General features: G+C 39.9%; 29 protein-coding genes and 1 other annotated feature. Of the genes, 25 read left to right on the top strand and 4 right to left on the bottom strand.

The genetic code is table 11. The annotated features are described in order from the left end of the window. Positions 1–150 precede the first annotated feature (150 nt). The 6 genes from G6554_RS14030 (at position 151) to G6554_RS14005 (ending at position 6595) form a co-directional block, all read left to right on the top strand. Complete coding sequence (locus G6554_RS14030) at positions 151–663, top strand: DUF3231 family protein (RefSeq protein ID WP_166242880.1); 513 nt, start codon at positions 151–153, stop codon at positions 661–663. A 297-nt stretch (positions 664–960) separates the two neighbouring features. After that, positions 961–2316: an amino acid permease gene (locus G6554_RS14025; RefSeq protein ID WP_166242878.1), complete on the top strand. Its 1356-nt coding sequence runs from the start codon at positions 961–963 to the stop codon at positions 2314–2316. 86 nt (positions 2317–2402) lie between these two features. Then, the gene (locus tag G6554_RS14020) at positions 2403–3443 is read left to right on the top strand and encodes a DUF3231 family protein (RefSeq protein ID WP_242637791.1); all 1041 of its coding nucleotides are present in this window, start codon (positions 2403–2405) and stop codon (positions 3441–3443) included. A gap of 59 nt (positions 3444–3502) precedes the next feature. Continuing rightward, a complete protein-coding gene (gene uvsE, locus G6554_RS14015) occupies positions 3503–4447 on the top strand; it encodes a UV DNA damage repair endonuclease UvsE (protein WP_166242976.1) in 945 nt (314 codons plus the stop codon). A gap of 28 nt (positions 4448–4475) precedes the next feature. Further along, entirely contained in the window at positions 4476–5444 is a 969-nt protein-coding gene (gene uvsE, locus G6554_RS14010) for a UV DNA damage repair endonuclease UvsE (RefSeq protein ID WP_166242876.1), read from the top strand. A 104-nt stretch (positions 5445–5548) separates the two neighbouring features. Further along, positions 5549–6595 carry a DUF3231 family protein gene (locus tag G6554_RS14005; RefSeq protein ID WP_166242874.1) on the top strand — a complete coding sequence of 349 codons (1047 nt, stop codon included), beginning with the start codon at positions 5549–5551 and terminating at the stop codon, positions 6593–6595. A gap of 78 nt (positions 6596–6673) precedes the next feature. Here G6554_RS14005 and G6554_RS14000 read toward each other — a convergent pair whose 3' ends face one another. Next, entirely contained in the window at positions 6674–7102 is a 429-nt protein-coding gene (locus G6554_RS14000) for a YugN family protein (protein WP_166242872.1), read from the bottom strand. Between the two features lie 158 nt (positions 7103–7260). Here G6554_RS14000 and G6554_RS13995 point away from each other — a divergent pair, with 158 nt between their 5' ends. From G6554_RS13995 to G6554_RS13950, 10 genes are all read left to right on the top strand, one after another. Next, positions 7261–7431, top strand: a complete 171-nt coding sequence (locus G6554_RS13995; RefSeq protein WP_166242870.1) for a hypothetical protein — start codon at positions 7261–7263, stop codon at positions 7429–7431. A 67-nt stretch (positions 7432–7498) separates the two neighbouring features. Beyond that, positions 7499–7744 (top strand): transcriptional regulator SplA domain-containing protein, encoded by a 246-nt coding sequence (locus G6554_RS13990; protein WP_166242868.1) that lies wholly within the window; start codon positions 7499–7501, stop codon positions 7742–7744. Between the two features lie 15 nt (positions 7745–7759). Further along, positions 7760–8788, top strand: a complete 1029-nt coding sequence (splB, locus tag G6554_RS13985; RefSeq protein WP_166242866.1) for a spore photoproduct lyase — start codon at positions 7760–7762, stop codon at positions 8786–8788. A 192-nt stretch (positions 8789–8980) separates the two neighbouring features. Continuing rightward, the gene (locus tag G6554_RS13980; RefSeq protein WP_166242864.1) at positions 8981–9712 is read left to right on the top strand and encodes a TerC family protein; all 732 of its coding nucleotides are present in this window, start codon (positions 8981–8983) and stop codon (positions 9710–9712) included. Positions 9713–9870: 158 nt separating this feature from the next. Next, positions 9871–10980, top strand: coding sequence for a sugar diacid recognition domain-containing protein (locus G6554_RS13975; RefSeq protein ID WP_166242862.1), 1110 nt, complete (start codon positions 9871–9873; stop codon positions 10978–10980). Positions 10981–11099: 119 nt separating this feature from the next. Then, entirely contained in the window at positions 11100–12374 is a 1275-nt protein-coding gene (locus G6554_RS13970; RefSeq protein ID WP_166242860.1) for a GntP family permease, read from the top strand. A gap of 40 nt (positions 12375–12414) precedes the next feature. Next, positions 12415–13548, top strand: coding sequence for a glycerate kinase (locus G6554_RS13965; protein WP_166242857.1), 1134 nt, complete (start codon positions 12415–12417; stop codon positions 13546–13548). Between the two features lie 185 nt (positions 13549–13733). After that, a complete protein-coding gene (locus G6554_RS13960; protein WP_166242855.1) occupies positions 13734–14024 on the top strand; it encodes a hypothetical protein in 291 nt (96 codons plus the stop codon). Between the two features lie 23 nt (positions 14025–14047). Then, positions 14048–14932: a proline iminopeptidase-family hydrolase gene (locus G6554_RS13955; protein ID WP_166242853.1), complete on the top strand. Its 885-nt coding sequence runs from the start codon at positions 14048–14050 to the stop codon at positions 14930–14932. Positions 14933–15101: 169 nt separating this feature from the next. Continuing rightward, a complete protein-coding gene (locus G6554_RS13950) occupies positions 15102–16433 on the top strand; it encodes an MDR family MFS transporter (RefSeq protein WP_166242851.1) in 1332 nt (443 codons plus the stop codon). Between the two features lie 185 nt (positions 16434–16618). Here the strand turns inward: G6554_RS13950 and G6554_RS13945 are convergent, their stop codons facing one another. Continuing rightward, the gene (locus tag G6554_RS13945) at positions 16619–17131 is read right to left on the bottom strand and encodes a gamma carbonic anhydrase family protein (protein ID WP_166242849.1); all 513 of its coding nucleotides are present in this window, start codon (positions 17129–17131) and stop codon (positions 16619–16621) included. 198 nt (positions 17132–17329) lie between these two features. Then, positions 17330–17578, top strand: a binding site (T-box leader). A gap of 102 nt (positions 17579–17680) precedes the next feature. Between G6554_RS13945 and ilvA the strand changes: the two genes are divergently transcribed. Next, the gene (ilvA, locus tag G6554_RS13940; RefSeq protein ID WP_166242848.1) at positions 17681–18946 is read left to right on the top strand and encodes a threonine ammonia-lyase IlvA; all 1266 of its coding nucleotides are present in this window, start codon (positions 17681–17683) and stop codon (positions 18944–18946) included. Positions 18947–19213: 267 nt separating this feature from the next. Next, positions 19214–19933 (top strand): YebC/PmpR family DNA-binding transcriptional regulator, encoded by a 720-nt coding sequence (locus G6554_RS13935; protein ID WP_166242845.1) that lies wholly within the window; start codon positions 19214–19216, stop codon positions 19931–19933. 29 nt (positions 19934–19962) lie between these two features. Here G6554_RS13935 and G6554_RS13930 read toward each other — a convergent pair whose 3' ends face one another. After that, positions 19963–20934, bottom strand: coding sequence for a DMT family transporter (locus G6554_RS13930; RefSeq protein ID WP_166242843.1), 972 nt, complete (start codon positions 20932–20934; stop codon positions 19963–19965). Between the two features lie 330 nt (positions 20935–21264). Here G6554_RS13930 and G6554_RS13925 point away from each other — a divergent pair, with 330 nt between their 5' ends. After that, positions 21265–21777: a YbaK/EbsC family protein gene (locus G6554_RS13925; RefSeq protein WP_166242841.1), complete on the top strand. Its 513-nt coding sequence runs from the start codon at positions 21265–21267 to the stop codon at positions 21775–21777. Between the two features lie 124 nt (positions 21778–21901). Here G6554_RS13925 and G6554_RS13920 read toward each other — a convergent pair whose 3' ends face one another. Further along, positions 21902–22306 carry a hypothetical protein gene (locus tag G6554_RS13920; protein ID WP_207342997.1) on the bottom strand — a complete coding sequence of 135 codons (405 nt, stop codon included), beginning with the start codon at positions 22304–22306 and terminating at the stop codon, positions 21902–21904. Positions 22307–22464: 158 nt separating this feature from the next. Here G6554_RS13920 and G6554_RS13915 point away from each other — a divergent pair, with 158 nt between their 5' ends. From G6554_RS13915 to G6554_RS13890, 6 genes are all read left to right on the top strand, one after another. Beyond that, positions 22465–22866 carry an SET domain-containing protein gene (locus G6554_RS13915; RefSeq protein ID WP_166242839.1) on the top strand — a complete coding sequence of 134 codons (402 nt, stop codon included), beginning with the start codon at positions 22465–22467 and terminating at the stop codon, positions 22864–22866. A gap of 113 nt (positions 22867–22979) precedes the next feature. After that, positions 22980–23513 carry a sigma-70 family RNA polymerase sigma factor gene (locus G6554_RS13910; protein WP_166242837.1) on the top strand — a complete coding sequence of 178 codons (534 nt, stop codon included), beginning with the start codon at positions 22980–22982 and terminating at the stop codon, positions 23511–23513. A 3-nt stretch (positions 23514–23516) separates the two neighbouring features. Next, positions 23517–23924, top strand: a complete 408-nt coding sequence (locus G6554_RS13905; protein ID WP_166242835.1) for a PadR family transcriptional regulator — start codon at positions 23517–23519, stop codon at positions 23922–23924. 7 nt (positions 23925–23931) lie between these two features. Beyond that, entirely contained in the window at positions 23932–25209 is a 1278-nt protein-coding gene (locus tag G6554_RS13900; protein ID WP_347564308.1) for an FtsW/RodA/SpoVE family cell cycle protein, read from the top strand. Positions 25210–25321: 112 nt separating this feature from the next. Further along, the gene (locus G6554_RS13895; protein ID WP_166242831.1) at positions 25322–25750 is read left to right on the top strand and encodes a hypothetical protein; all 429 of its coding nucleotides are present in this window, start codon (positions 25322–25324) and stop codon (positions 25748–25750) included. A 266-nt stretch (positions 25751–26016) separates the two neighbouring features. Beyond that, positions 26017–26454, top strand: a complete 438-nt coding sequence (locus G6554_RS13890) for a GNAT family N-acetyltransferase (RefSeq protein WP_166242829.1) — start codon at positions 26017–26019, stop codon at positions 26452–26454. Positions 26455–26712 lie beyond the last annotated feature (258 nt).

Raw genomic sequence — 26712 nt, 5'->3', positions numbered from 1 at the left:
ATTTCTAAACATTCCTTCATAACATAAGTTCAAAATAATAGTAAAAAAAGTTTGTAATGATTAACAGGATTATAGGACAAAATACATTTGTGCTCTAGGAAAGGTGGCACTGTTATGAATAAATTCACCTATACACTAAGGAGGGCAACAATGGGAATTTTAAGCGGAAATCCTAAGGAAGAGCCTTTGCATTATGGTGAGGTTTTTGATCTTTGGGCATCATTATTAGCGGGCAATGGAATGATTGCAGGTTATCAAACCATGGGTAACCATGCGGGAGACGATGACTTAAAAAAGTTATTAGCAGAAGCTGTAGAATTATGCCAGCATGAAAAGAAACAAGTGGAAGAATTATTGAAGGAGAATGGGGTCGGTTTACCTCCAGCTGCACCAGAACCGCCGCAAGCATGTTTGGAGGATATCCCGGTGGGGGCTAGAATTCCTGACCCGGCAATCGCAGCAACACTGTCTGCAGATATCGCAGCAGGATTAGTCGCATTTAGTGCAGTGATGGGGAAATCAATCAGGGAAGATGTAGCGATGATGTATGGCCAATTCCATATGCAAAAAGCAGCCCTCGGTTTAAAGGTCCTTCGTTTAAATAAGGAAAAAGGCTGGTTGGTTCCACCGCCATTGCATCTTAACAAACAAGGTGATTGTTAGATTACAAAAAGGATGAACGTTATGTTCATCCTTTTTGTAATCTAAACTAATTAAGAATTTAAATCATGTAGACGGGGCTTTGTTCATTTGGCATTTTGGATATATGGATGTTGTAATTGGGAACAGGAAAGAGTTTTGCCCTAACCAGTATTATTTACTGATATTTTCCACCTTTTGTCTATTTTTTCATGGAATCCAACTCCCTGTTGGCGCTAATAATATGGAAGGAATGACGGAAAGGGAGAGTACATGCTGAAAAGTATTTCTTTCAGGATTACTACATAGGAGGAGTTTCACATGGATTTTTTTATCCCGAAGGCTGGCGGGAAGAGCAAGGGTGGTGAGGAAGGAAATTTAAGTTGGTGGCAGTTATCCTTAATCGGGATCGGCTGTACGATTGGAACAGGTTTTTTTCTTGGTTCGACAATTGGGATAGAAGTAACCGGTCCGTCTGTTGTCTTTTCTTTTATGTTGGCTGCTTTAGGGACGTACGTTGTCTATAATCTATTAGCTAAAATGACGGCTGAGGATCCTCAAGATGGTTCATTCTGCTACTATGCAAACAAAGCCTATGGACGTTGGGCTGGATTTAGCTGCGGTTGGAATTATTGGTGCTCCAATATCCTAATTATGGGTAGTCAGCTGACTGCACTTTCCATTCTGTCAAGATTTTGGTTTCCGAATGTTCCTCTATGGCTTTTTGCCACGGGGTATGCCATTCTATCTATTTTAGTGGTTATTACGGGAAATAAAGGGTTTGATAAAGTTGAAAACGTATTAGCGATCATTAAAACAGCTGCCATCGTTATGTTTATTATTATGGCTGGGGCTGCCGTATTTGGCTGGATCCATGGTGATGTGAAACACCCCGGTTTTCCCCATTCAACAAAAGAATTATTCCCAGGGGGCTACAAAGGGTTTTGGTCCTCCTTAATCTATGCCTTTTATGCATATGGTGGAATTGAAGTTATTGGACTTATGGCTATGAGATTAAAAAAGAAAGAGGATGCGCCTAAAGCTGGTATTATCATGTTGATTGTCTTAGTTATCATATATGTCATTTCGATCGGACTTGCCGTCTACATGGCTGCACATGGGGCATTTACGGAAAAGGAAAGCCCCTTTGTTACCGCATTGGATAGCTATCATTTTGCTTTTTTTCCACATGTATTTAATGCGGCTATCATATTAGCCGGATTTTCAACTATGACTGCTTCCTTATTTGGGGTAACGACTCTTCTTGTGACTCTTGCAGAAGGTGGTGATGCCCCGTCCTTGTTTTCTAAAAAACTAAAAAAATGTAAAGAACTCCCACTTCCATCCTTAAGCCTGGCGACCATTGGATTAATTGCCTCCATTGTCACCGCCTTGTTGCTGCCAGGTAAGATCTATGAGTACATTACGACCGCAGCAGGCATATTAATTCTTTTCAATTGGTCCTTTATCATTATTTCTGCTCTGCATATATTGGAAATTAAACTAGGCGGAAAATTGTTAGCATTTTTAGGATTAGCCCTTATTCTTGCTGCTGTTAGCGGAACATTAATGGAAACAAATATTCGCATGGGTCTATTTGTTAGTTTATTAGTAGTTGCGATTATTGGACTCATTGCAGTGATCATGCAAAAAAAGATCTGGAAGAAGGAAAACTGAGCGGGATACATACGACCAATATTGATGAATATAAGAATATTCGATTGGAAAACCTAGTTTTAATTATGAGAAAAGGGGGATCACTTATGGATATAATCAATCCAATGGATATAATGAAACCCATTCATTTAAGTACGAAAGAATTAGATGAGTCTCTACCGTTAACATCTGTTGAAATGGCTAAACTCTGGGCTACATACGTGGGAAACAGTATGTCCAGTCAGATATTAAGTTATTATCTTCAACATTGCGAGGATCCCTATATTCGGACGTTGTTGGAAAATGGTTTAGCCTTATCAAAGGACTTCACGAAGAGGATTGAAGGATTTTTTCAGAAAGATGATTTCCCGATACCATTAGGTTTTACGAAAGAGGATGTCAATCTTGGTGCCCCGCGTTTATATGAAGATGCTTTCTATGTGCACTATTTAAAATATGCGGCAAAGGCCGGACTAAGCCTTTACGCAGTGGCGGTTCCATTAGTCATGAGGGAGGATCTTAGGGAATTTTTTGTTTATTGCAATCAATGTACGTCCCTCTTTTTAGGGCAAATTAATAATGTTTTATTTGAAAAGAAATTAATCGCAAAACCACCGATAATCCCTACACCGAATGGAAGCGACTTTATTCAAAAGCAAAATTATTTAAATGGGTTTGTAGGGGATATCAGACCATTACATGCATTAGAAATTACCCACCTGTATGATAACATTGAGAATAATGCAACAAGTAAGGCGTTATTATTAGGATTTTACCAGACTGTGAAAGATGAAAAGATTAAAGCCTTGTTTAAACGGGGGTTGGACATTACGGATAAATCGGTAAAGCAGTACATGGAAAAACTTCACACCGAAAACTTGCAAACTCCGTCATATATTGACCATTTAGTTACACCGTCCACCTATCCACCTTTTTCGGATAAAATCATGTTATTTCATAAAGTGGACATGTTCTCAATGAAGATAAGATCGTTTGGAAACTCATTGGCGGTTAACGGTAGAAGAGACTTAGCCATGTTATACGGAAGAACTCTTGTAAACATTGGCTTATTCGTTGATGATGGGGCAAATATTTTAATTGAAAAAGGGTGGATGGAATCACCGCCAAAAGCATTTGACAGAACTTAATAGGAACATTTCATTCTCTTTATCGTTAGTAATGAAAACCATTTCTAAGGGGACCAATGATGAGAATTCGTTTTGGCTATGTGGCGAATGCACTAGGTTTATGGGATGCTAGTCCATCAAAAGCGTTAACCTTTGCTCGGTATTCGGCCCTTCCTAAACACGAGCGAATGGAAAAGCTCAAAGCAGTAACGGGTAAAAATTTACAGCATACAAAAAGAATCTTGCACTATAATATCGCACACGAAATCAAATTATATCGATTTTCTAGCTCCCTAGTTCCCTTAGCTACCCATCCAGAAGTCATGTGGGATTTTGTTACTCCTTTCAAAACAGAATGGGAGGAACTGGGACAATTGATCCAACAATTTCAACTCCGCCCAAGCTTTCATCCGAATCAATTTACACTGTTCACAAGTCCTCGCGCGGAAGTGACGATGAATGCTGTAAAGGATATGGAATTCCACTATAAAATGCTTGAAGCAATGAATGCACTAGAAAGAGGGATTATCAATATACATATCGGCGGTGCTTACGGTGACAAGGAAACTTCATTAGCCCGTTTTCATCAAAATCTAAAACAATTACCCCATGAGGTAAAGAAGCAGATGACGCTGGAAAATGATGATAAAACCTATGATGTCAAAGAAACCTTGAATACTTGTGAAAAAGAAAAGGTCCCCATGATTCTTGATTATCACCACTATATGGCGAATCAAGGGGAAATTGACCTTACGCTATTTTTACAACGGATCTTTAACACATGGAATACGATACCAAAGGTTCATATTTCTTCACCAAAATCAGATCAAGTTTATCGTTCCCATTCCGATTTTGTCTCATTTGAATTCATCCACCCTTTTTTAAAAATGGCAAAGGAGCTTAATCAAGACTTTGACATTATGATTGAAGCGAAGCAGAAGAACCTGGCGATGTTGCAGCTTATTGATGACATAGCCTCCATCCGGGGAGTCAAACGTCTATCCGGCGGTGAGGTGGAATGGTAATGAGAAGGCAAAGGATTGAGGTGAATAAATGACCACCATCGTACGTTTAGGATATGTAGCCATGAGCATGGAATTAAAAAACGCTTCACCCTCGCAAACGATGACCTTTACCCAATTCCAGAAAATTGATGATCGCGCAGCAGCGATTCGGAAACTGGAACGGATTTCGCAGTCCAATTTACACCATACACTTAGAATTTTAAAGCATAATGCTGCGTCCGAGATTCATTTCTATCGGTTAACTTCACGTCTTATTCCACTAGCCAACCATGAAGAACTCCTTGATTGGAATTATGTAAAGCCATTGCAGAATCAACTGCGGGAGGTTGGCGATTTTGCCAAAGAACATGACATACGAATCGATTTCCATCCTGATCACTTTGTTCTTATCAATTCGATGAAGAAAGATGTTTTAAAAAACTCAATTCAAACGTTGAAGATGCATTATTTATTATTAAAGGGAATGGGGATTGATCCCACTCACCGTTGTGTGATGCATGTGGGGGGCAATTATAAAGAAACCGAAACGTCACTTGAACGATTTATCGATAATTGGATGGTTGTGCCTAGGTCGATTCAAAAAATGATCATGCTTGAAAATGATGATACGTCGTTCACCCTTGAAGATACACTTTACTTGTGTGAAAAATTGGATATTCCGCTTGTGTTCGATTATCATCATCACTTGGCACATCATCGAAATGACCATTGGGAAGACCATTGGGCTCGTGTCGTCCAAACATGGAGGAATGCATCCCTTCCATTAAAAATGCATATCTCCAGTCCAAAAAGCCAACAGACTTTCCGCCACCATGCAGATTTTGTGGACATGGAAATGTTTTTTCAATTTCTAAAAGAAATCAAGGGCAGCCTCCCGCAGATTGATTGCATGATTGAGGCCAAGAGAAAAGACGAAGCCTTGTTTCAACTAATGGAAGAGATTAAAACGAGGGAGGATGTAGACATCATTGGTGGCTCGTCTTTTTATTTGAAATAATATAAAGAAGATGTTCCTCCAAAATACAGCGTTTATTTTTTTTGAAATATAATGTCCCACTTCAGAGTAAACTAAAGAAAAATGATGGTGAAGGGGCATATGCGATGAAATCAATTAAACCGATCAAGATTCATTCGAGAATAAATTCTCCTGTTAATGAATCCTTGACATCGGCCGAAATGGGAAAACTTTGGGCCACTTATATGGGGAATACCATGGGAGAAAAGGTCCTTACCTATTACCTAAAACATGTGGAAGATGAAGAAATAAAAAAAGTGCTTGAAAATGCTTTGCGTCTTTGTGACACCATTTTGGAAAAGATAATGGTCATCTTTCAGAAAACCAACTTTCCCATTCCAGTTGGTTTTTCCAAAGAAGATGTAAACTTAGGTGCACCGAGGTTATTTTCTGATGAGTTCTATCTTCATTATTTAAAATATACAGGGAAAGCAGGGATGAGTATTTATTCCATTGCGATTCCTTTAATGGTTCGAGATGATATTAGAGAATTTTTTATCGAAACCCTTGATGCCACGATCAAATTGATAACAGAGGTTAACTTGGTACTGGAGTCAAAAGGGTTCTTAGTAAAGCCCCCCGTTATTCCCGTTCCTCAAAAGACTGATTTTGTTAAAAAACAAAATTATTTAAATGGCTTTTTAGGGAATGTTCGCCCTCTCCATGCACTGGAGATAGCCCATCTATATGATAATATTGAAAATAATGTAACTAGTAAGGCATTACTGGTAGGTTTTTCTCAAGTGGCCAAAGGAGATCAAGTGCAAAAGTTTCTTATAAGAGGGAAGGAACTTACAAACAAACATATTGATGCCTGTTCAGAAAAATTACATAATGAAAACTTACCTTCACCAACCTTTTTAGATCATTTGGTCAGCACCAGTACATTTGCCCCGTTTTCAGACAAATTGATGCTTTGGCATAAAATTGATATGTTTTCAATGAAAATAAGATCATACGGAAATGCTGCATCATTAAATGGAAGGCGCGATTTAGGTGCAATGTATGCTCGGTTCTTAGTGGATATTTCTCATTATGTTGAGGATGGGGCTAACATTATGATTGCCCAAGGCTGGATGGAGGAACCACCAGAGGCAGTTGATCGTGATAAATTGACGAAACACAGTAAATAAAGGGAGTTAGGGATGGAAGTAAACATTGAAAAGCACCTATCACTAGGTGCTTTTCAATGTTTACTTCCCAATAGGTCCCTAGGAAACTAATAATCCATTGATCGAACTGTACACTTGGTGGATCGCTTCTTTACCAGCTTTCTCCCATCTGCTTTTATCATAAATGTAGCCGTCTTTATCCAGTGGTGCTTGAAATTGATCAAGTCCAGTCGTAGCAGTCATGAAGGAATTTTCATCATGATCTAATCCAATATTCACGACATGCTTGATAACAAAAGGAGTTCCAAACTCAACCAAGGTATTAGAATGATCTAGTGCCCCATCTACGACATAAATAGGGACTCTTAGATAAATAGAATCTCCACCGTCACGGTACAATAATGCGTCGAATTTACCTTGGTCATACTCAAAATTACTGCAAAAACTACACCCTAAAGAATGTAATATTTCACGAACTGCTCCAAAATATGCTCTTTTTCCTTCAATTTCCGTTTGTAATTGAATCATTTTTTCTTCACTCCTGTAATTAAGGTCATTACCTATTCTTAACCAGGAAATGAATAAAATACCTTCATATCAATAAGAAATTGGAAATTGTAAATTTTTATTATTCTCGAATAAGAACTGGAATGTAACGAATCCTAATCCATATAGGAGGTGTTTTAATGTCAACTCAGAAACGTGCAAATGGAGAGAAAAATAGAGGGTCATCAGGCAACCAGCCGGGTTCTGGCTCGAAGTACCATGAGGAGCATGCAGGAAAGGTGACAGGCTACGGACAGCCAGATCCTAATGCGGAGGGGCTTACAAATTTGCCTGACAAGCCTTCTTCATAAGAAAAGATATTACGCCCATTAGCGGCGTTTTTTTCGTTGGATTACTATTGAATGGACGGTGCTGGTTGTGGAATTTACTCAGAATGATCACTCTTACAATCCGGGTGACATTGTCTACGTTTTTTATCGAAATCCTCATACACAGGATGTAGCCAATGTACAGGCAGCTGCAGTTGTCAATCATCCGGATAATCCTGATGAATTGGCTATTTTTCTCTACGAAACCTATTACCCATTAACGAATGATATGGCTGTCTACCAGAATGAGGCTGATGCTTTGCAGGTATATGAACAGTATTTTGGCAATGTATAGAATGGGGATCATCATATGAACAAACCATTTATGCCGCAGCTTGTTTACTTTGAGCCGGCTGCACTAGAGTATCCACTGGGGAAGGAACTGAAGGAGAAGTTTGAAAAAATGAATGTGGAAATTCGTTATACCACCTCACATAATCAAGTGAGAAACCTGCCGGGCGATACAGATTTCCAAAGGTATCGAATAGCCAAATCTACCCTGGTAGTTGGTATAAGGAAAACACTAAAATTTGATACATCAAAGCCTTCTGCGGAATATGCAATTCCATTTGCAACAGGCTGCATGGGGCACTGTCATTATTGTTATTTGCAAACAACGATGGGATCAAAGCCCTATATTCGTACATACGTCAATGTTGAGGACATTTTAGATGCTGCCGACAAGTATATGGAAGAAAGAGCACCCGAAATGACTCGATTTGAGGCATCCTGTACATCCGATATTGTCGGACTTGATCATCTAACCCATACGTTGAAAAGGGCAATTGAACATTTCGGGAAATCAGAGTTAGGGAAGCTCCGTTTTGTCACCAAGTTTCATTATGTGGATCACCTACTCGATGCCAAGCATAATGGAAAAACAAGATTTCGCTTTAGCGTTAATGCCGATTATGTGATAAAAAATTTCGAACCTGGTACCTCGCCACTAGCAAAACGTATTGAGGCAGCCGGAAAAGTTGCAAGAGCCGGTTATCCGCTAGGATTCATTGTTGCCCCCATTTACCTCCATGAAGGCTGGGAGGAAGGCTACTATCATTTATTTGAACGACTCAATGAAGAATTACCTCAGGATGCTCGCGATGATATCACTTTTGAATTTATTCAACATCGGTTTACGAAACCAGCTAAGCGGGTAATTGAAAAGAATTATCCGATGACGAAACTAGAATTGGATGAAACTGCCAGGAGATATAAATGGGGAAAATACGGAATAGGGAAGTATATTTATCAAAAAGAGGAAGAAGAAGATATTAAGAGCCATCTTTATTCCTATATGGAAAAATTTTTCCCTCATGCAAAATTGGAATACTTTACATGAAGATGATAGCAAGTCTATAAGGAAACACACGATTTTTCAGTTGAAAAATCGTGTGTTTTTTATTTTTCACACCCCTCGGGGTTCATATATTTGTGAGTCTCACATACATTTAGACTATATCGGTACAGGCTCTATAATTGTATAGGTACCAACTAAAAAGTAATGGCTTTGAATTGAAAGGGGAAAAAGTAGATGGAGCTCCTACAACAAATCATAAATAGTTATAGTACGTTTTTTTCGCTGGAAACATTTGAAAATGTCGTAACAAATCCAGCCAGCTGGGGAGTTATTGGTACCCTTATTATTCTTGAGGGATTGTTATCTGCCGATAATGCCCTTGTCCTGGCTGTTATGGTAAAACATTTGCCAACAGAGCAACGAAAGAAAGCTCTATTCTATGGGATTTTTGGCGCCTATTTTTTCCGCATTGTGGCCATTGGTTTAGGGGTTTCACTCATAAATATTCCTTGGATTAAAATTGTCTGCGGACATTATCTTTTGTGGATCGTCTTTCAAAACTTTTTTCAAAAAAAGGATGAAGACGAGGATGTTCAAAATAAGAAAATGGGATTCTGGCGGACGGTATTAACCGTGGAACTAATGGACATTGCCTTTAGCTTTGATAGTGTGATTGCGGCATTTGGCGTCTCTAATCAGGTATGGGTTTTATTCATTGGAGGCGTGCTGGGCATCTTAATGATGCGCGGTGTTGCCCAATTATTCTTGACCTTGATTGAAAAAGTACCTGAATTTGAAACCACCGCGTTTTTACTAATTGGCGTGATTGGTGTAAAAATGATCATCGCAGCTTTCGGGTTCCATATGGATGAAGTGGTATTATTCAGTATTTTAATCGCAGTGTTTATGGGAACATTCATCGTTCACCTATTCAGGAAGAATTCGGGGAATGAACCAACCGTATGAGCGTTTTCCCAATCTTATCACTACTTTACTTATTAAGGTGAAATCTTTTTGATTTCATCTTTTTCTAGTAAGATTCGAATGGAGTCTATCAAATGGGAAGGGATGTTATAATGAGGAAGTAGTTGTTTATAAATGAGAATGGAAGCAAGGAGGATGTGATGAAATTTTTAGATCAAACCCTGGCCCAGGAAATCGTTAATAGAACAATGAAGATCATAAATCGAAATATAAATGTGATGAATGATAAGGGGGTCATTATTGGCTCCGGTGACAAAAGCCGGATTGATTCTATTCATGAAGGGGCAATAAGGGTTATTGAGAATCAATCTGGATTTGAAATCGAGAGTAGCGAAGCGGAAAAACTCCACGGTGTAAAGGCTGGGATCAATCTTCCCATTAAGTTTCATGATCAAATCGTGGGAGTAATTGGAATTACTGGCGTTCCTGAAGAGATTCGAAGCTATGGGGAGCTCGTAAAAATGGCAGCGGAAATGATTTTACAGCAAGCGGTCTTACTCGATGAAATGCAGTGGGATGAAAGGTTAAAGGAGGAACTCATCAGCCAGCTGTTGCATGACCCTGAAAATCTCGATGCTCATTATTTTGAAAGAGTGAAACGACTGGGGATTGATTTAGACATTCCTCGGATAGCCATCATTGTGACAGTAGAAGACCGCCCCGCCATTTTCAAAACTATCCGCGATCGGCTTCAGAAGGAAGACCTATATATGATGCAGCCTGATTATCTTGTTTTACTTAAAAAAGTAAATGAGAAGAATTCAGCGAATATCCAAAGGGAATTGGAACATGTAGTTGGGTTTTTGGAAACAAAAGAAGGTGGACGCAGTAAAATTAGTGTTGGCAGCTATCGTCCAACTCTGAAGGGATTAGCCGATTCTTATCAAGAAGCCATCTTGACTTCCGCCGTCGGACGTAGGCTTGATCCACAGAAAATGATTTATCTTTTTGAAGAATATAAAATTCCTGTCTTTCTTGCTAAGGCAAATAAACTGGGCATGGGCGGGGAGTTAGCCGACTATTACCACCAATTAAAAAAGGTTGATAAAAAAGGGGAATTGGTAGAAACTCTCCTCGCATATGTCGAGGAAAATGGTGACATCCATACGATTACAGGAAAATTATTTATCCACCGGAACACCCTCAGATATCGTTTGGACCGGATTATGGATGTAACAGGTAAAGATCCACGGAAAGTAAAGGATTTGCTAGAGCTTTATTTGTCAGTCATATTAGAACAAATCATGTAATTGTGCATTTGCACAAAAGACCTGCACTATCTGGGTCTTTTTTTTGATCGCTTGGCTAATGAAACCGCCTTAGGTAACGCTTACAATGGACATACAGACGAGATAAGGAGGAAATCATCATGGATGCTCATATTCAAGTAAGCGCTTTAGGTGCCATTTGTGCACTTGTCATTGCCATTATTTTAATTTTGAAAAAGGTGTCTCCTGCCTACGGGATGATTGCCGGAGCATTGATCGGCGGACTCATTGGCGGAGTTGACATCACTAACACGGTAACGTTAATGATGGAAGGGGCGAAAGGCATCATTCCGGCCGTGCTTCGGATTCTTGCAGCGGGTATACTCGCCGGGGTCCTGATTGAATCGGGTGCTGCTGCCGTCATCGCTGAAACGATTGTAAAAAAACTTGGTGAAACGAGAGCACTTCTTGCTTTAGCGGTCGCTACGATGATTTTAACGGCGGTCGGAGTTTTTATCGATGTTGCTGTTATCACAGTATCGCCAATTGCACTTGCCATTGCCCGAAGAGCCGGAATTTCTAAAACGGCGATCTTGTTCGCCATGATAGGCGGCGGTAAGGCAGGGAATATCATATCACCAAATCCCAATGCCATTGCGGCATCTGATGCTTTTAAAGTTCCACTTACCTCTATTATGGCTGCCGGAATTATTCCTGCCCTTTTCGGACTTGTGGTAACGTATCTCATTGCAAAAAAACTTATTAATAAAGGTTCCAGTATAAAAGATTTTGAAGTGCAGACACACAATGGCGGAAAGCTTCCATTATTTCTCCCAGCCATTGTTGCCCCACTAGTGACAATCATTTTATTAGCCTTAAGGCCCTTATTTGATATTAGCATTGACCCCATGATTGCCCTTCCAGTTGGCGGGATTGTCGGGGCATTGGTAATGGGTCGAGGTAGAAAAGTGAATGAGTATGCTGTTTCTGGCCTTGGCAAAATGTCAGGCGTAGCCATCATGCTACTTGGAACAGGTACACTCGCAGGGATTATTGCGAATTCAGGATTGAAAGACTTATTGATTGAAGGGTTAAATGTACTCGGTCTTCCTGGATACGTCCTTGCACCGGTATCAGGTATTTTTATGTCGGCTGCAACGGCTTCAACCACTGCCGGTACAGCTGTAGCGAGTCAGGTATTTAGCGGGACTATTCTAGGTATGGGTGTGTCGGCTATCGCTGGTGCAGCAATGATTCATGCAGGGGCAACCGTTTTAGACCATCTGCCACACGGAAGCTTTTTCCATGCAACTGGTGGAAGTGTCAATATGGATATCAAAGAACGCTTAAAAGTCATTCCATACGAGACACTCGTTGGTTTAACGATGGCCATCCTTTCAACATTGATTTATGGTGTGTTTCACTTTTTTGGATAGTTCATCCGTGCAATATTGACATAGATAGGAGAGAAATAGGATGAAAATTGTTATTGCACCTGATTCATTTAAGGAGAGTTTGTCCGCCCTTGAAGTCGCTGATGCTATTGAAAAAGGCTTTAAGCGTCAAATCCCTGATGCGGATTTTGTGAGAATTCCGATGGCTGATGGCGGCGAAGGGACGGTTCAGGCCCTAGTGGATGCCACGGGTGGGGAAATTATTTATAAAAAGGTAACGGGTCCTCTTGGTGAACCTGTAGATGCCTTTTTCGGAGTTCTTGGTAATAAGACGACTGCTGTCATTGAAATGGCTGCCGCTTCAGGCCTACATCTTGTCCCTGTGGAAAAACGAAACCCATTGATTACCTCGACACGTGGGACAGGGGAATTAATTGCTGCAGCTCTTGATTTAGGCGTTACTCACATTATTATTGGAATCGGTGGAAGCGCAACAAATGATGGCGGAGCGGGGATGGCGAAAGCCCTAGGGGTTCGTTTCCTCGATCTTGCTGGGCATGATATTGGGGAAGGAGGCGGGTCACTTGGTGATGTAGCTTCTATCAATCTTGCTAATGTGGATCCCCGCTTACAGGGTATAAAAATGGACGTGGCCTGTGATGTCGATAACCCGCTAACAGGTGATAGAGGAGCTTCCGCTATTTTTGGACCGCAAAAAGGGGCAACACCAGAAATGGTCGAGCAATTGGACCTAAATCTTGCCCATTTTGCCGCTATTATTGAACAGGACCTTGGGAAAAAGATAAACGATGTATCTGGTGCCGGTGCTGCCGGCGGTCTTGGTGGCGGCTTACTTGCATTTTTACCTGCAGAGCTAAAGCGCGGCGTTGAAATTGTCATTGAGGCAACAGGACTTTCCCACCTAGTCCAGGATGCTGATTTGGTGATTACCGGGGAAGGTAAGATTGATGGCCAAACGATCTTTGGAAAAACGCCGATTGGGGTAGCCAAAACAGCAAAAAGGTTTGGTGTTCCTGTTGTGGCGCTTGCGGGAAATATGGCTGATGACTCCACTGTTGTCCACGACTACGGAATCGATGCCGTTTTTAGTATCGTACCGGGAGTTGTTTTACTAGAAGATGCCCTTAAGAATGCTGCGGTATATGTAGAACGGACTGCTGCTAATCTTGCCGCGGTTTGGAAGATGCAGCGATAATGTAGGAGACCTGACCAAGTGTTTGACACTTGGGGCAGGTCTTTTGTTTTTTGAAAAGCTGTAAGAGGGTTAAACCAAGGAACGATACACTATGCCTGATATTTTTTCTCGCCCATTCAAAGGAAATTGGAAAAATTCATAGAATACAATTATGTGACAAATTTTTCAGGTTCGGAGGAACATCGTTGCAGCAGCTTATCTATTTTGTTGAAGATTTATTCATGCTTGTACTTTTTGTCGGAATTGGACTAATTTTTGGTATAATTGGTTGGAGAACGAATCAGTATGCCAAGATGTACGGGGGATTTGGACATTTTACCGGGGCTATCATTAGCTTTAGTTTAAGTTACCTAGTAAGCCTTGAAGATAGCAGTAAGGGAATTGCGATCATGATTCTTTACCCACTACTTGCGGGCATCGGCTGGTTACTTGGACTGTTGGTGGGCAAAAGAAAGGATAGGCGTAAAAAGGAATAGGCAATGGTTAGGGGAGAAAAAGTATGCACAATAATGAAGGTTATATAGAAGTAACAGGTGGAAAGGTTTGGTATCAAGTTTTCGATGAAAAGGGTGGGGGCACGCCAGTCATTATTCTCCATGGCGGGCCGGGATCATCCTCTTTTTCGCTTCAAGGGTTAAAAGCTCTTGCGAAAGATCGTCCCGTGATCTTATATGATCAATTAGGTTGTGGAAAATCCGACAGACCAACGGATACCTCTCTTTGGCATCTCAACCGTTTTGTAGAGGAATTAGCGCAAATAAGACAAGCGCTGAAGCTTAGTGAATTACATATCCTAGGTCATTCCTGGGGGACAACGCTTGCTGCTGCTTATTGCTTAACAAAGCCAAGCGGTGTGAAAAGTGTAATTTTTTCAAGCCCCTGTCTTAGCGCCCCCTTATGGGAACAGGATCAAAAGCGAAATCTAAAAAAACTTCCACTTGAAATACAGGAAACCATTACACGCTGTGAAGAAAATGGAACGACCGATTCGAAAGAATTTGAAGCGGCGATTGAGGTATTTGGAAAACATTTTGTAAACAGAATGGAGAAGCAACCGGAATGGCTAGAACAAAGACCTTCAGGGTACCGGAATGCTGAAATCTATACTATCATGTGGGGGCCATCGGAATTTACCGTTCTTGGCAATTTGAAGGAGTTTGACTGTACATCGAAATTAAAGGACCTTACCTGCCCGGTTCTATATACGTGTGGGCGATTTGACGAAGCAACACCAGAAACAACTCAATACTACAGTGACGTGACCCGGGATTCGAAATTCCATGTATTCGAAAACAGCGCACACATGCCGTATATTGAGGAGCCAGAAGAATATATAACAATAATCGGGAATTTTTTTCAATCCATTGATCTCCAAGGAAAATAAGCTATTCTTACTTGTTTAAACTCGGCTGAAATCGATCAGCCCTTTTTTTACGGGTTCTTTTCATAAAGTTGGGTAAAAGAAAATAAATTTTGCTATAATGATAGAAGTGTAAAAATGAGGTTGTAAAAAAAAGGAATTATTCAGCAATGATCGGACATTGGAGGTTCATATGGGGAAAAATAGATATGTATTTTGGGGGCTTGTGATTACAACCCTTATTTCGGCGTTAGATGCCAATATAATGCAGACAGCAAGTCCAACGATTGTCAAACAACTCGGCGGCATGGAATTGTTTGCTTGGATCTTTGTCGTTTATATGTTAGCGAGTACTGTTACTGTACCACTTTACGGTAAACTATCAGATATGTATGGGCGGAAAAAGCTGTTAATGATCTCGGTTGGTCTGTTTACGTTTGGCTCGATCCTGTGTGGAATCGCGAATTCCATGGAGATGCTGATTGTGTATAGAGGGATTCAAGGGCTTGGCGCCGGCGGAATGGTTCCACTCTCTATGATAATCGTTGGAGATTTATTTACAATTGAAAAGCGTGGCAAGATCCAGGCGGTATTTAGTACCATTTGGGCTATTTCCTCTATTGTAGGGCCTGTTTTGGGTTCCTTCTTCGTTGAGACCTTGACATGGAGATGGATTTTCTTTATCAATATCCCTATTGGTATTGCCACAGTGCTGTGTCTACTTCCTTATAAAGAAAAAACAGTATTTAAAAAGACTCATATCGATTATAAAGGGTTCTTCCTTTTTGGATTTTCGATTACCCTTTTATTATTGGCTACCAATGTGAGTCATGGTATTTGGTACATCCTGATTGGAATCATCGGATTGATTGTATTCCTATTAGTTGAAAGGAAAGAAACAGAACCGTTTCTCCCTGTGTCATTGTTTAAAAATAGAGGAATCCTCATGACGAATTTGTTCATGTTGTTTTATTGTTTATCGTTTTTCGGTACTTCGAATTTCATTCCCTTGTTTTTACAAGAAGGTCGAGACATGAGTATTTATAAAAGTGGCCTGATTCTATTAAGTATTGCGCTCGGCTGGATGTTTGGTAGTACACCGGCAGGGAATTGGATCCTCCGCTTTGGTTACAAAATATTATTTATTATCGGCAGTTTTATTACGACCATTTCGGGATTAGCGCTTTATTTATTCATTCAGGATATTTCTTACATGGGATTGTTTTTGATTTTAACAATCCAAGGTGTTTCCTTCGGTTTGCTGTTTGCGGTAGGCACGATTGCTTCTCAAGAATTTGCCGAACCCCATATCAAGGGGATGTCTACATCACTGCAGATCTTTTTAAGAAATATTGGAACGTCAATTGGTGTAACCATCATGGGTTTGCTTATTAATCAGGCAGTAACCATTTCCGTTGGTATGAAAAACGTATTCCTTTATGCCTTGTGCTTGAGTTTGATCACGGTTGTGTTGAGTTTTCTCATTCCTGCTAAGACCGGTGAATTAAGTAAAAGCCATTCATAGATTAAGAAAAAGACCGGACGTGCGTTCGGTCTTTTCTTTGCTTTAGTATCCGTACAATTTGCGGAGACAAGACATAAGGTTTTTGGCTAAAACCGATAAAAGATATGTGTGACCATATGTAGAAAAACTATGCGTCGACGGTCACAATAATATCAATTTTCGATTAATATAGTTGGTTTAGCTAACTAGTTAAGAATCTCTCTAAATTCTTTCCCTTTTTGGACGTAGTGCTCACTAGACATTTGCAGCATCTGTAAATCTTTCTCTGAAAGCTCGCGGACCACTTTTCCTGGTGAACCAAGTACAAGGGAGCGAGGGGGTATCTTAATTCCACCTGCAAGTAGCGTATTCGCACCAATAATGCATTCCTCACCAACCTCCACATCGTCAAGAAGCGTGGACCCCATGCCAATGATGGATTTCTTTCCTACTTTGCACCCGTGCAAAATAACATTATGGCCAATGGTTACATCATCTTCAATTACCACTGGAAATCCTTCGTATAGATGAATGGTCGAGTTATCTTGGATACTGCATCGTTCACCGATGATAATCGGACCGTCGTCTGCACGTAATACGGCATTAAACCATACGGTTGATTCTTTGCCAATCCGGACATCGCCAACCAGATATGCACCTGGTGCAACAAATACTGAATCATGAATGGCGGGGGATTTCCCCTTGTAAGGAATCTTCATTTCAAAACCTCTCCTTTTTAGTTGTCAGAATTATTTATCTCCTTTTAAAATTATATCATTTAGGTCACTAAATACTATAAAGACGGCACTAAACAGAATGTGAAAAATGAAAGCGCTTTATTAATTGACAAAATAGTTAAAATAGTCAAAATACATTGACAGGGTATATTTTCGATGGTAATCTTATCTAAAATTAGATATGAATCAATGACGAGAAGAGTAGGGTATTGCCTTGTCCAGCAGAGAATCGACGGTTGGTGGGAGTCGATGACGGGCTTATCTGAAAATCATCTCTGAGATGTATAGCTGAACGGTAAAAGTAAGCTGTACCGGAATGTCCACCGTTACAATGGAACCCGTACCTAAATGGTACGTTGATCGAGAGCCGCAGTTTCAATAGTACAATTGCGGAAGTAGGGTGGTATCGCGAGCTAACTCGTCCCTATTCCATTAGGGACGGGTTTTTTGTTGTTTAAAAATGCAAATTCATTTACCAAGACCAAAACCATTTTACATGCACAGTAGGAAATACAGAGGAGGAGTTTTAACATGAGTCAACAAGTCGAAAAGAAAACGTTTAGTGTCGAAGATATTATCCTTGCCAGCCATAATATTAAGGATGAAATTTCCCCAACCCCGCTGCAGTACAATCATCTGCTGTCAGAACGATATGATTGTCATGTATATTTAAAAAGAGAGGATTTGCAAAGTGTCCGTTCGTTTAAGATTCGCGGGGCCTATAACCGTATCAAAAAGCTTAATGAGGATGAACTTCAAAACGGTATTATCTGTGCAAGTGCTGGCAATCACGCTCAAGGAGTGGCCTATTCTTGTCACCTTTTAAACATTCATGGCAAAATCTATATGCCAAGTACAACACCAAAGCAAAAAGTGAACCAAGTAAAATTTTGGGGTAAAGACAGTGTTGAAATTGTGTTAACTGGAGATACCTTCGATGATGCATATGAAAAAGCCATGGAGTGTAGCCAGGCTGAAAGTCGTACCTTTATTCATCCCTTCGATGATTTCGATGTGATTGCCGGTCAAGGAACGGTGGCAGTCGAATTGCTCAACGATTGTCCTGAAAAAATTGATTATCTCTTTGCCGCAATCGGCGGCGGTGGCTTGCTAGCGGGGGTGGGAACTTACTTAAGACACTATTCCCCAACCACACAATTAATCGGTGTCGAACCTCAAGGGGCACCAGGAATGAAGGAATCAGTACTCAAAGGGGAGGTTACCTCCCTCAAAGAAATTGACCCATTCGTAGATGGCGCGGCAGTTAAAACAGTTGGATCCAAAACGTTTGAAATTTGCAAAGAAATCGTCGATGACATTATTGTGGTTCCGGAAGGTAAGGTTTGTACCACGCTTTTGTCCTTGTATAACGAAAATGCCATTGTTGTGGAACCAACTGGAGCCCTTTCCGTTGCTGCCTTAGATACATATTCAGATGAAATTAAAGGGAAAACAGTTGTTTGTATCGTCAGCGGCGGCAACAATGATATCGGGCGGATGCAGGAAATTAAAGAGCGCTCCAAACTTTATGAAGGCCTGCAGCATTATTTTATTGTCCAATTTCCGCAGCGCCCAGGAGCATTACGCGAATTTCTCTTTGATGTACTTGGACCAAATGATGATATTAGCCACTTTGAATATACGAAAAAAAATAATCGAGAGACAGGTCCAGCATTGGTTGGTATCGAATTAAAAGATAAAGATGACTATCTACCATTAATAGACCGGATTAAGGCAAAGGGATTTATTTATCGGGAAGTAAATAACGATAGCACGTTGTTTCAAATGCTTGTGTAATGCGAAAGGATCATCCATACAACATGGAATGATCCTTTTTTTTGAAAATCGAGGCATTTCTTATACTTTTTTGTTTTTAGGATACTTAACAAATGAAACATTTAATGTATAATATTATCTGTGTATGAAAGTATCATTTTGATAAAGTGATGTTTGACAATTAGATGATTCATAACTCAAAATTGTTATGTTGAAAAAATATGAAAGATTCAGTTTTTTTCTTATAATAATTTCGTGTAGATTCAAAGCGGAAAGAGAGTGTTCATAATGGGACGTAAGTGGAACAATATTAAAGAAAAGAAAGCTTCAAAGGATGCTAATACAAGTCGTGTTTATGCGAAATTTGGGGTTGAAATTTATGTTGCAGCGAGACAGGGTGAACCGAATCCTGAGTCCAACCAAGCGTTAAAATTTGTTCTAGAACGTGCGAAAACATACAATGTACCAAGACACATTATTGACCGTGCGATTGAAAAAGCAAAAGGTGGTTCCGAAGAAAGCTATACAGAGCTTCGTTATGAGGGCTTTGGACCAAATGGATCCATGGTCATCGTTGATGCACTAACGAATAACGTAAACCGTACCGCATCCGATGTTCGTGCTGCTTTTGGTAAAAACGGCGGAAATATGGGTGTCAGCGGATCTGTAGCCTATATGTTTGATGCTACTGCTGTTATTGGTGTCGAAGGAAAAACAGCAGATGATGTTCTTGAGCTATTAATGGAAGCAGATGTTGATGTCCGTGACATTATAGAAGAAGAAGATTCGGTGATTGTCTATGCAGAGCCAGACCAATTCCATGCCGTGCAAGAAGCATTTAAGCAAGCAGGGATGACGGACTTTACCGTTGCCGAATTAACTATGCTGCCTCAAAATGAAATTACACTTCCTGAAGATGGACTAGCAAAATTTGAAAAAATGATTGATGTATTAGAAGAATTAGAAGATGTGCAGCAAGTGTACCACAATGTGGATTTAGGTGAATAAAAAAGCAAAAAAAGTAGCAACTACATTATTTAGTTGCTACTTTTTTTACCTGCCCCGAAATCGAACCCTTTATTTTCAGTTTGCTTTTTATTATTTTTTGCTATAGATAAAATAAATATCGTGGCAATTATGAAAATAGAGCCAATCCACTCAGCCGCACCAAAGGAAACATGGAGCCAAGCAACGGCCAAAAAGGCCGCGGATAATGGCTCGACACAGGCAAGCAGACTTGCATCAGAAGCACTGATGTATTTCAAACTCTCCATATAGCAAAAGAAGGCAATCAACGTGCCACAAATAACCACAAACACGACCGCTAAGAAGGATGTCAGACTCCAATCACCTTGGAACTTCCAGGGAGGATGGATGAAACTAAATCCGATGCCGCCAATGGTCATCCCCCAGCCAACCGTCATCAATGAACCCCATTTTGATAATAAGCCGCCCGGATAGAGCGTGTAAAATGCGAGGGCAAATGCGGAAAGAATCCCCCAGAAAAATGCCATTCCTGTAATGGACAGGGAATGAACACTTCCTTTCGTTACTAAAAGAAAGGTTCCCAAAAGTGCGAGAATAATCGCCAACACTTCTTGTTTTCCTGGTAATGACTTTGCTCGTAGAAATAAATAGCTGGCAATAATCACTGGCGCCAAATACTGCAAGACGGTTGCTGTTGCCGCATTTCCATGCTCGATTGCAGCAAAATAGGTGTATTGAACGCCGAACATACCAATGATTCCAAAAATAATCAGACGGCCAACATCCTGTTTATTTTTCCATACACTCCAAATAGATTGTTTCCCCACAGTTTGTGAAAACAGTAATAAGCCAATTCCTGAAAAAATAAGCCGTGTCACCACAAGCCAGTTGGTGCTGAAACCTTGCTGATGAAATAGGTACTGAGCAACGGTGCCGGATACTCCCCAAAAGGTTGCGGCAATGAGCACTAAGACAATTCCCTTCGCCCTTGAGTGGGGCAATGCTGCACTGTGTGAATTCATGTTTCCCCTCCCAAAACGAAAGCCATTCAGACTATTAATCTATAATTATAACAAAAATTATATCACTTTTCAGAAAGAAGGATTGAAAAAAACGTTCAAATTTCCATTATCTCTATTTTTAGTAGTAATGACGGGAGCAAGATATCGATATCCTTTTGCAAGCTTCTATATATCTTATTATTATCATCCTGATATTTCACTGATAGCAACATGTAGCAATCAATTTTTAGGAAATTTATTCATTAGGGATTCATTCCAAGACGTATTTTCGCTTTAATACTTTAACGTATGCTATTATACAAGATAATACATATGGAGAGGATGAAAAAGGTGTCAGTAGAAAGCGTTAAAACCTATTTTAAACAATGGAATCGTGAAATGGATATCATGGAATTTGAAACATCAAGTGCTACTGTTGATCAAGCCGCGGAAACGATTGGGGTAATCCCAGCACGAATCGCCAAAACATTATCCTTTCGTGGGAATGAGGAAAAAGCCATCCTAATTGTTGCTGCTGGTGATGCCAAGGTCGATAATAAAAAGTTTCGGCAAAAATTTGGATTCAAACCGCGAATGCTCACACCAGATGAAGTGCTTGAGCAAACAGGACATGCCATCGGCGGGGTTTGCCCATTCGGTTTGAAAAACGAAATTGACGTTTTCCTTGATATATCGATGCAACGATTCGAGACCCTATTCCCGGCCTGTGGCAGCACGAACTCTGCCATTGAGTTATCAAAGGATGAAATTCTTCAATTTTCTTCTGCCGTAGCGTGGGTTGATGTGTGCAAAGGATGGGAAGACGAAGCCCTATTAAAAGACAGCCAGCAACTTGAAGTGTAAATAACAATGGTTGTGAATAACGGTGAATTTTTATATTTTGCTAAGGACGGAGCTTGTTATATGCTGAGAAAAATAATCAAATAAATTGAACCCACGTCCCTTTTATAGGCGTGGGTTTTTAACCTTATCTTGGTGTAATCGGCTTAACAGAAATAGCTTGAGTATAACTTGTGACCACACAGCCTTCCAAATGATTAGGTTGAAGAAATCCTAAATTTAGTGCTGCTTTAATTTTTCCATCATCCGGCTTTTTTACAACTTGTATAAGTTCATTCATCTGTAATTCTTCTAATCTTTTTATCGTTTCATCCTCATTGTACTTTTCTGTCTTTCGAATCTGCCTTTGCAGCTTGAAACCACTGATGGTGATTTCGGCTTTATGATTGGATCCGACAAGATTATTAAAATAGGTTTGAAAGGCATCCTTTAATTGATTCATTTCCAGTTCCATTTCTTTTTTCTGTTTATTCAGCTCGTAATGCCTGACTAACATCTCACCTGTAATCAAGGAATCATTGTTACTAAACAATATCCTCGCCTCCCTACGAACGTATATTCCATTTTATGATGGATTTCGGAAAATATAACCACTTGGACAGAATAAAAAACAATTGCATTCTTCCCAATATAATGGCAAGCTTAAGTATGATAAAAACTTCATTGGAAAGAACTTTATAGGTGATGAATATGATTGAAATAAAAACTTCAAAGCTAAGCGATGGCGAATTAAATAGAGGTGTATTTGCAACAGAGGATATTGCAAAAGGGAAGCTGATTCATGCGGCACCCGTAATTCCTTACCCAAATGAGGAGCATGTTCACATTGAAAAAACCTTGCTTGCTGATTATGCATTTGAGTATGGGGTAAACCACACTGCGTTTGTTTTAGGATATGGGATGTTGTTTAACCATTCGTATGAACCCAATGCAACCTATGAAATAAATTTTCCAAATCACACGTTTGACTTCTATGCATACAAGGATATTAAAGCGGGTGAAGAAATCCTCATCAACTATAATGGTGACGAGGACGACCAAGAACCCCTTTGGTTCCATAAGGATGAAAAAAGTGCTTCTGAAGATGAGTAAACAAAAAAGGATAGATAGTGGCAGTTTTTTTCTGCTCTATCTATCCTTTTTTTGTTTTTTTAAAACTTTCTAAAGGAATGTGTCGTCTAAGATGTATCAAGGGAGGGACAAAAGTGGAGGAATTGACAGCGGAAGTAATTGAAACAGAAGATAAAGAAACCCTAATAGATGAAATTATGACTAGATATGGGCAGGACATCTTACAACTTGTTTATTCATATGTGAAAAATAAAGGGCTAGCTGAAGACCTAACCCAGGATATTTTTATTAAATGTTACAATTCACTTCATAAATATAGCGGTAAATCGAAGCTGCGGACATGGCTATGGCGCATTGCCATCAATCATTGCAAGGACTACCTGAAGAGCTGGTATACTCGGAACGTCGTCACGACAGACGAAGAACCGACAAACAGTCAAACGAAAAAGGAAATGGTCGAGCAGGTCGTCATTCAGAAAGAAGAGGATGATGAATTAATTTCTGCGGTTATGACACTGCCGATTAAATATCGAGAGGTGATATATCTCTTTTATTATGAGGAATTGCCGATTAAAGAAATCGCAGCTGTTACAAATACGGTAGAAAACACAGTGAAAACAAGATTAAAACGGGCGAAAGAACTTATGAAAGAACGATTGGAGGCATAGAACATGGAGGATCGTTTAAAGAATTTAAGAAAATCAATGAATCGAACTACCTTTTCACAGTTGAATTTTACCGAAAAGCATCGAAAAGACATTCGTGAAAAAATCAAACAGCAGGAAGAAAAAGAAGAGGATGTTCTATTTGCTGTCCTGCAGCTACTTGTCAACGAAAGAACGGGTTTTGAATTAGTAAAACTTTTACGGGGTAGAGGCATCAGGAAATTCGAGGATAACGAAGGATCTCTCTACATTCTGCTCCACCGTTTAGAGCAGAATCAATGGATTCAAGCGACGTGGCAAAGATCTAAGGCGAAATATTACCAGTTAACTAATAAAGGGAAAAAAATCTTGCAAAAAGCGGGTAAGAATCAAACGAAAAAAGGGTTTGTTTTACATGAACTGCTGGAGGGGTGAGACGGACGTGGCAAATAAGAAGTTTATTTTTTTGAAAGAGGTAACAGAACAAATTAAATCGAAGGAAGCCAAGAATGTTGTAGCCACTGAATTAGGTTTTCATATCCAGGAAGCCAAAAATTTATTAATAGAGATGGGGTTACCGGAAACAGAGGCTGAGGAAAAAGCCATTGAACAAATGGGTAGCCCGAGCAAATTAGGTAAACAGATGAATAGGCTGCACAAGCCCAAGGTAGATTGGTTTATGATCATTCTATTGGTGACAACATTGGGACTTGGATTTTTACCGTTAGCTTCACTTGGATACTTGGAGGATACGACACATTTTGCTTTTATGAAAAGCGTTACTGTTTTACTAGGTGCTTCTGCAGCTATAGGAATCATGTTAATCGATTTTCGAGCATGGAAAACACGAGGGTGGATGTTTTACACTTTAGGCGTTCTCTTTTTACTTATCATCAGATTTCTTTCTAATACCATGATTAATGGGGTACCGCTACTTAGAATCCCGTCAATTATTACCTTAGAAAGCTCAATGGTATTGCCCTTATTTTTCCTTGGTTGGGCTTCATTTTTTAGTAACGAGCGGCTTAAGATTTGGCAATTTTTTATATTGTTTTTCATCCCATTGCTCTTATTATTAGCAGTGTCAAATATTACAATTCCCTTTATGTATACTGTTATGGTCATGGGAATGTTTTGGTGGAGTAAATTTAGCAGAAAAAAAATGATGGTTATTGGGGGAATAACCTTCTGTTTATTCTTGATTATGGGGTTGGTTTCTTTAGAACGTCTTAAGAGTTATCAACTAGGAAGAATTCTTGCCTTTATAAACCCAGAGAAATCTTCGGGTGGGGCAAGTTATATGATTTTACGAGTGAAAGAATTAATGTCAAAAGCCGGTTGGTTTGGTAACCATGGGAATAAAGAGTTTATTCCATCAGCACATACGGATTTTGTTTTTGTGAGTTTAACCTATACATACGGCTGGCTTTTTGCAATTGCTTTATTTGTTATCCTTACCCTAATTATGGTGAGATTTATTGTTATCTCTAATAAAATTCATGATTCTTATGCCAAACTTCTTTTGTTTGGTGCAGTGGGACTTTATGGGGTTCAGCTGGTTTGTAACGTGGGAATGGCACTTGGCGTCTTTCCACAAACCTCGATATCCTTGCCTTTTATTAGCTATGGGTTAATGCCAGTATTGCTAAATTCCTTTTTAATTGGAATTGTGATGAGTATATATCGACGGAAAGAATTACTATCAAACCGTTTTGTTTAAGATTTTGGTCATGCATGCCTAAATAGTTAAGAAAAAACAGGACATCCGCCTATGCCTTTTCACGATTTCAACATAGTCTAGACTGTAACCTATATAAAGGAGAGATGCTCAAATGAACGATTTGAGACAATTTAATACAGGCATGGGTGGTTTTGGCGGCATGGGCGGAGGATTCCCTGGAATGGGTGGATTTAGCGGCACGGGTATGGGAGTCGGATACCCGGGTATGGGAGGATATCCTGGTCATGGATGGCATGACGGCTATGGGGGTGGATACCCTGGTCATGGATGGCATGACGGCTATGGGGGTGGATACCCTGGTCATGGATGGCATGGCGGCTATGGGGGTGGATACCCTGGTCATGGATGGCATGGCGGCTATGGGGGTGGATATCCTGGTCATGGATGGCATGGTGGACAAGGCGGCTGGGGTGGATACCCTGGTCATGGCGGCATGGGTGGATTCCCGAGCCATGATGGATATGGCGGCATGGGTGGCATGTTCCCAGGTCACATGGGTGGAACCCCCACCAATCTTTAATTGAAGACAACTTCAACATTGAAAAGCAATTACGAATAAGAATAAATAAACCTAATTGGGTATGCCACATCTATTAACAGAAAAAGCCTTGATCTTTCAAGGCTTTTTCGCATGCCCACAAAACCAACACAAATCTTAAAGGAATACAACGAAACATGCAGAATAGTAAATAAAGATACAACCGTGCCGCGGTGGATTCAGTGATACGAGCAACAAATACGAGGGGAAAATCCTTCTTGTAAACTATAAAAAAGGGAGAAATAAACATGTATATTCAAAAGGCCACATTAAATGAGCTTGATGCTTTAACAGAGCTATTTGATTTGTACAGGCAGTTTTATGAACAAAAATCCGATATGGAGGGGGTAAGAAAGTTTTTGCAGGAGAGAATTCTTAACGAAGAGTCTGTTGCTTTTATCGCACTTGAAGAATCTAATCCGCTTGGTTTTGTACAGCTTTATCCTTCGTTTTCAAGTGTAAGTATGCAGCGGTCATGGGTATTAAATGATTTATATGTGAAGGAAATCGCCCGCGGAAGGGGTGTGGGCGAATCCTTGATGAAAATGGCAATAGATTTTGCGAAAGAAACTGGGGCGAAGGGACTTTTTCTTGAAACTGCTGAGGATAATACGACAGCCCAAAGGCTTTATGAAAAAATCGGCTTCATTAGGGAATCTCATTATTTCTATTATTTTTCCATATAAATTTTGAAAAAATAGCCGTACTTGAACGAAATGAAGAAAGCCACTGATTTATATCAGCGGCTTTCTTGTGGTTTTATTTAAGATCTTAATGATGAACTATTTATTCAATCACGGAGGAATTCTATTTACTTAATTCTATTAATAATTCGTAGGCAATGTGTTGTTCAAAATCCTTTGGCTTTTCCAATACAATCCCTCTTCTTGATGCAGCTGCAATAATTAGTCCTAATTCATAGTACATATTTTTAGAGACTAATC

Source organism: Bacillus sp. MM2020_4, assembly GCF_011250555.1.
Lineage (GTDB): Bacteria > Bacillota > Bacilli > Bacillales > Cytobacillaceae > Neobacillus.
Note: the sequence above shows the minus strand (reverse complement) of the source record. Positions and strands in the feature narration are given on the sequence as shown.

Bases quoted from the DNA above. Each gene is read 5' to 3' on its own strand.
- G6554_RS13965 (WP_166242857.1), top strand. From the start codon at position 12,415: ATGAAAATTGTTATTGCACCTGATTCATTTAAGGAGAGTTTGTCCGCC.
- G6554_RS14000 (WP_166242872.1), bottom strand. From the start codon at position 7,102: ATGATTCAATTACAAACGGAAATTGAAGGAAAAAGAGCATATTTTGGA.
- G6554_RS13945 (WP_166242849.1), bottom strand. From the start codon at position 17,131: ATGAAGATTCCTTACAAGGGGAAATCCCCCGCCATTCATGATTCAGTA.
- G6554_RS13935 (WP_166242845.1), top strand. From the start codon at position 19,214: ATGGGACGTAAGTGGAACAATATTAAAGAAAAGAAAGCTTCAAAGGAT.
- G6554_RS14005 (WP_166242874.1), top strand. From the start codon at position 5,549: ATGAAATCAATTAAACCGATCAAGATTCATTCGAGAATAAATTCTCCT.
- G6554_RS14030 (WP_166242880.1), top strand. From the start codon at position 151: ATGGGAATTTTAAGCGGAAATCCTAAGGAAGAGCCTTTGCATTATGGT.
- G6554_RS14025 (WP_166242878.1), top strand. From the start codon at position 961: ATGGATTTTTTTATCCCGAAGGCTGGCGGGAAGAGCAAGGGTGGTGAG.
- G6554_RS14020 (WP_242637791.1), top strand. From the start codon at position 2,403: ATGGATATAATCAATCCAATGGATATAATGAAACCCATTCATTTAAGT.
- G6554_RS13930 (WP_166242843.1), bottom strand. From the start codon at position 20,934: ATGAATTCACACAGTGCAGCATTGCCCCACTCAAGGGCGAAGGGAATT.
- splB (WP_166242866.1), top strand. From the start codon at position 7,760: ATGAACAAACCATTTATGCCGCAGCTTGTTTACTTTGAGCCGGCTGCA.
- uvsE (WP_166242876.1), top strand. From the start codon at position 4,476: ATGACCACCATCGTACGTTTAGGATATGTAGCCATGAGCATGGAATTA.
- G6554_RS13955 (WP_166242853.1), top strand. From the start codon at position 14,048: ATGCACAATAATGAAGGTTATATAGAAGTAACAGGTGGAAAGGTTTGG.
- G6554_RS13995 (WP_166242870.1), top strand. From the start codon at position 7,261: ATGTCAACTCAGAAACGTGCAAATGGAGAGAAAAATAGAGGGTCATCA.
- G6554_RS13905 (WP_166242835.1), top strand. From the start codon at position 23,517: ATGGAGGATCGTTTAAAGAATTTAAGAAAATCAATGAATCGAACTACC.
- uvsE (WP_166242976.1), top strand. From the start codon at position 3,503: ATGAGAATTCGTTTTGGCTATGTGGCGAATGCACTAGGTTTATGGGAT.
- G6554_RS13980 (WP_166242864.1), top strand. From the start codon at position 8,981: ATGGAGCTCCTACAACAAATCATAAATAGTTATAGTACGTTTTTTTCG.
- G6554_RS13970 (WP_166242860.1), top strand. From the start codon at position 11,100: ATGGATGCTCATATTCAAGTAAGCGCTTTAGGTGCCATTTGTGCACTT.
- G6554_RS13895 (WP_166242831.1), top strand. From the start codon at position 25,322: ATGAACGATTTGAGACAATTTAATACAGGCATGGGTGGTTTTGGCGGC.
- ilvA (WP_166242848.1), top strand. From the start codon at position 17,681: ATGAGTCAACAAGTCGAAAAGAAAACGTTTAGTGTCGAAGATATTATC.
- G6554_RS13915 (WP_166242839.1), top strand. From the start codon at position 22,465: ATGATTGAAATAAAAACTTCAAAGCTAAGCGATGGCGAATTAAATAGA.
- G6554_RS13950 (WP_166242851.1), top strand. From the start codon at position 15,102: ATGGGGAAAAATAGATATGTATTTTGGGGGCTTGTGATTACAACCCTT.
- G6554_RS13975 (WP_166242862.1), top strand. From the start codon at position 9,871: ATGAAATTTTTAGATCAAACCCTGGCCCAGGAAATCGTTAATAGAACA.
- G6554_RS13890 (WP_166242829.1), top strand. From the start codon at position 26,017: ATGTATATTCAAAAGGCCACATTAAATGAGCTTGATGCTTTAACAGAG.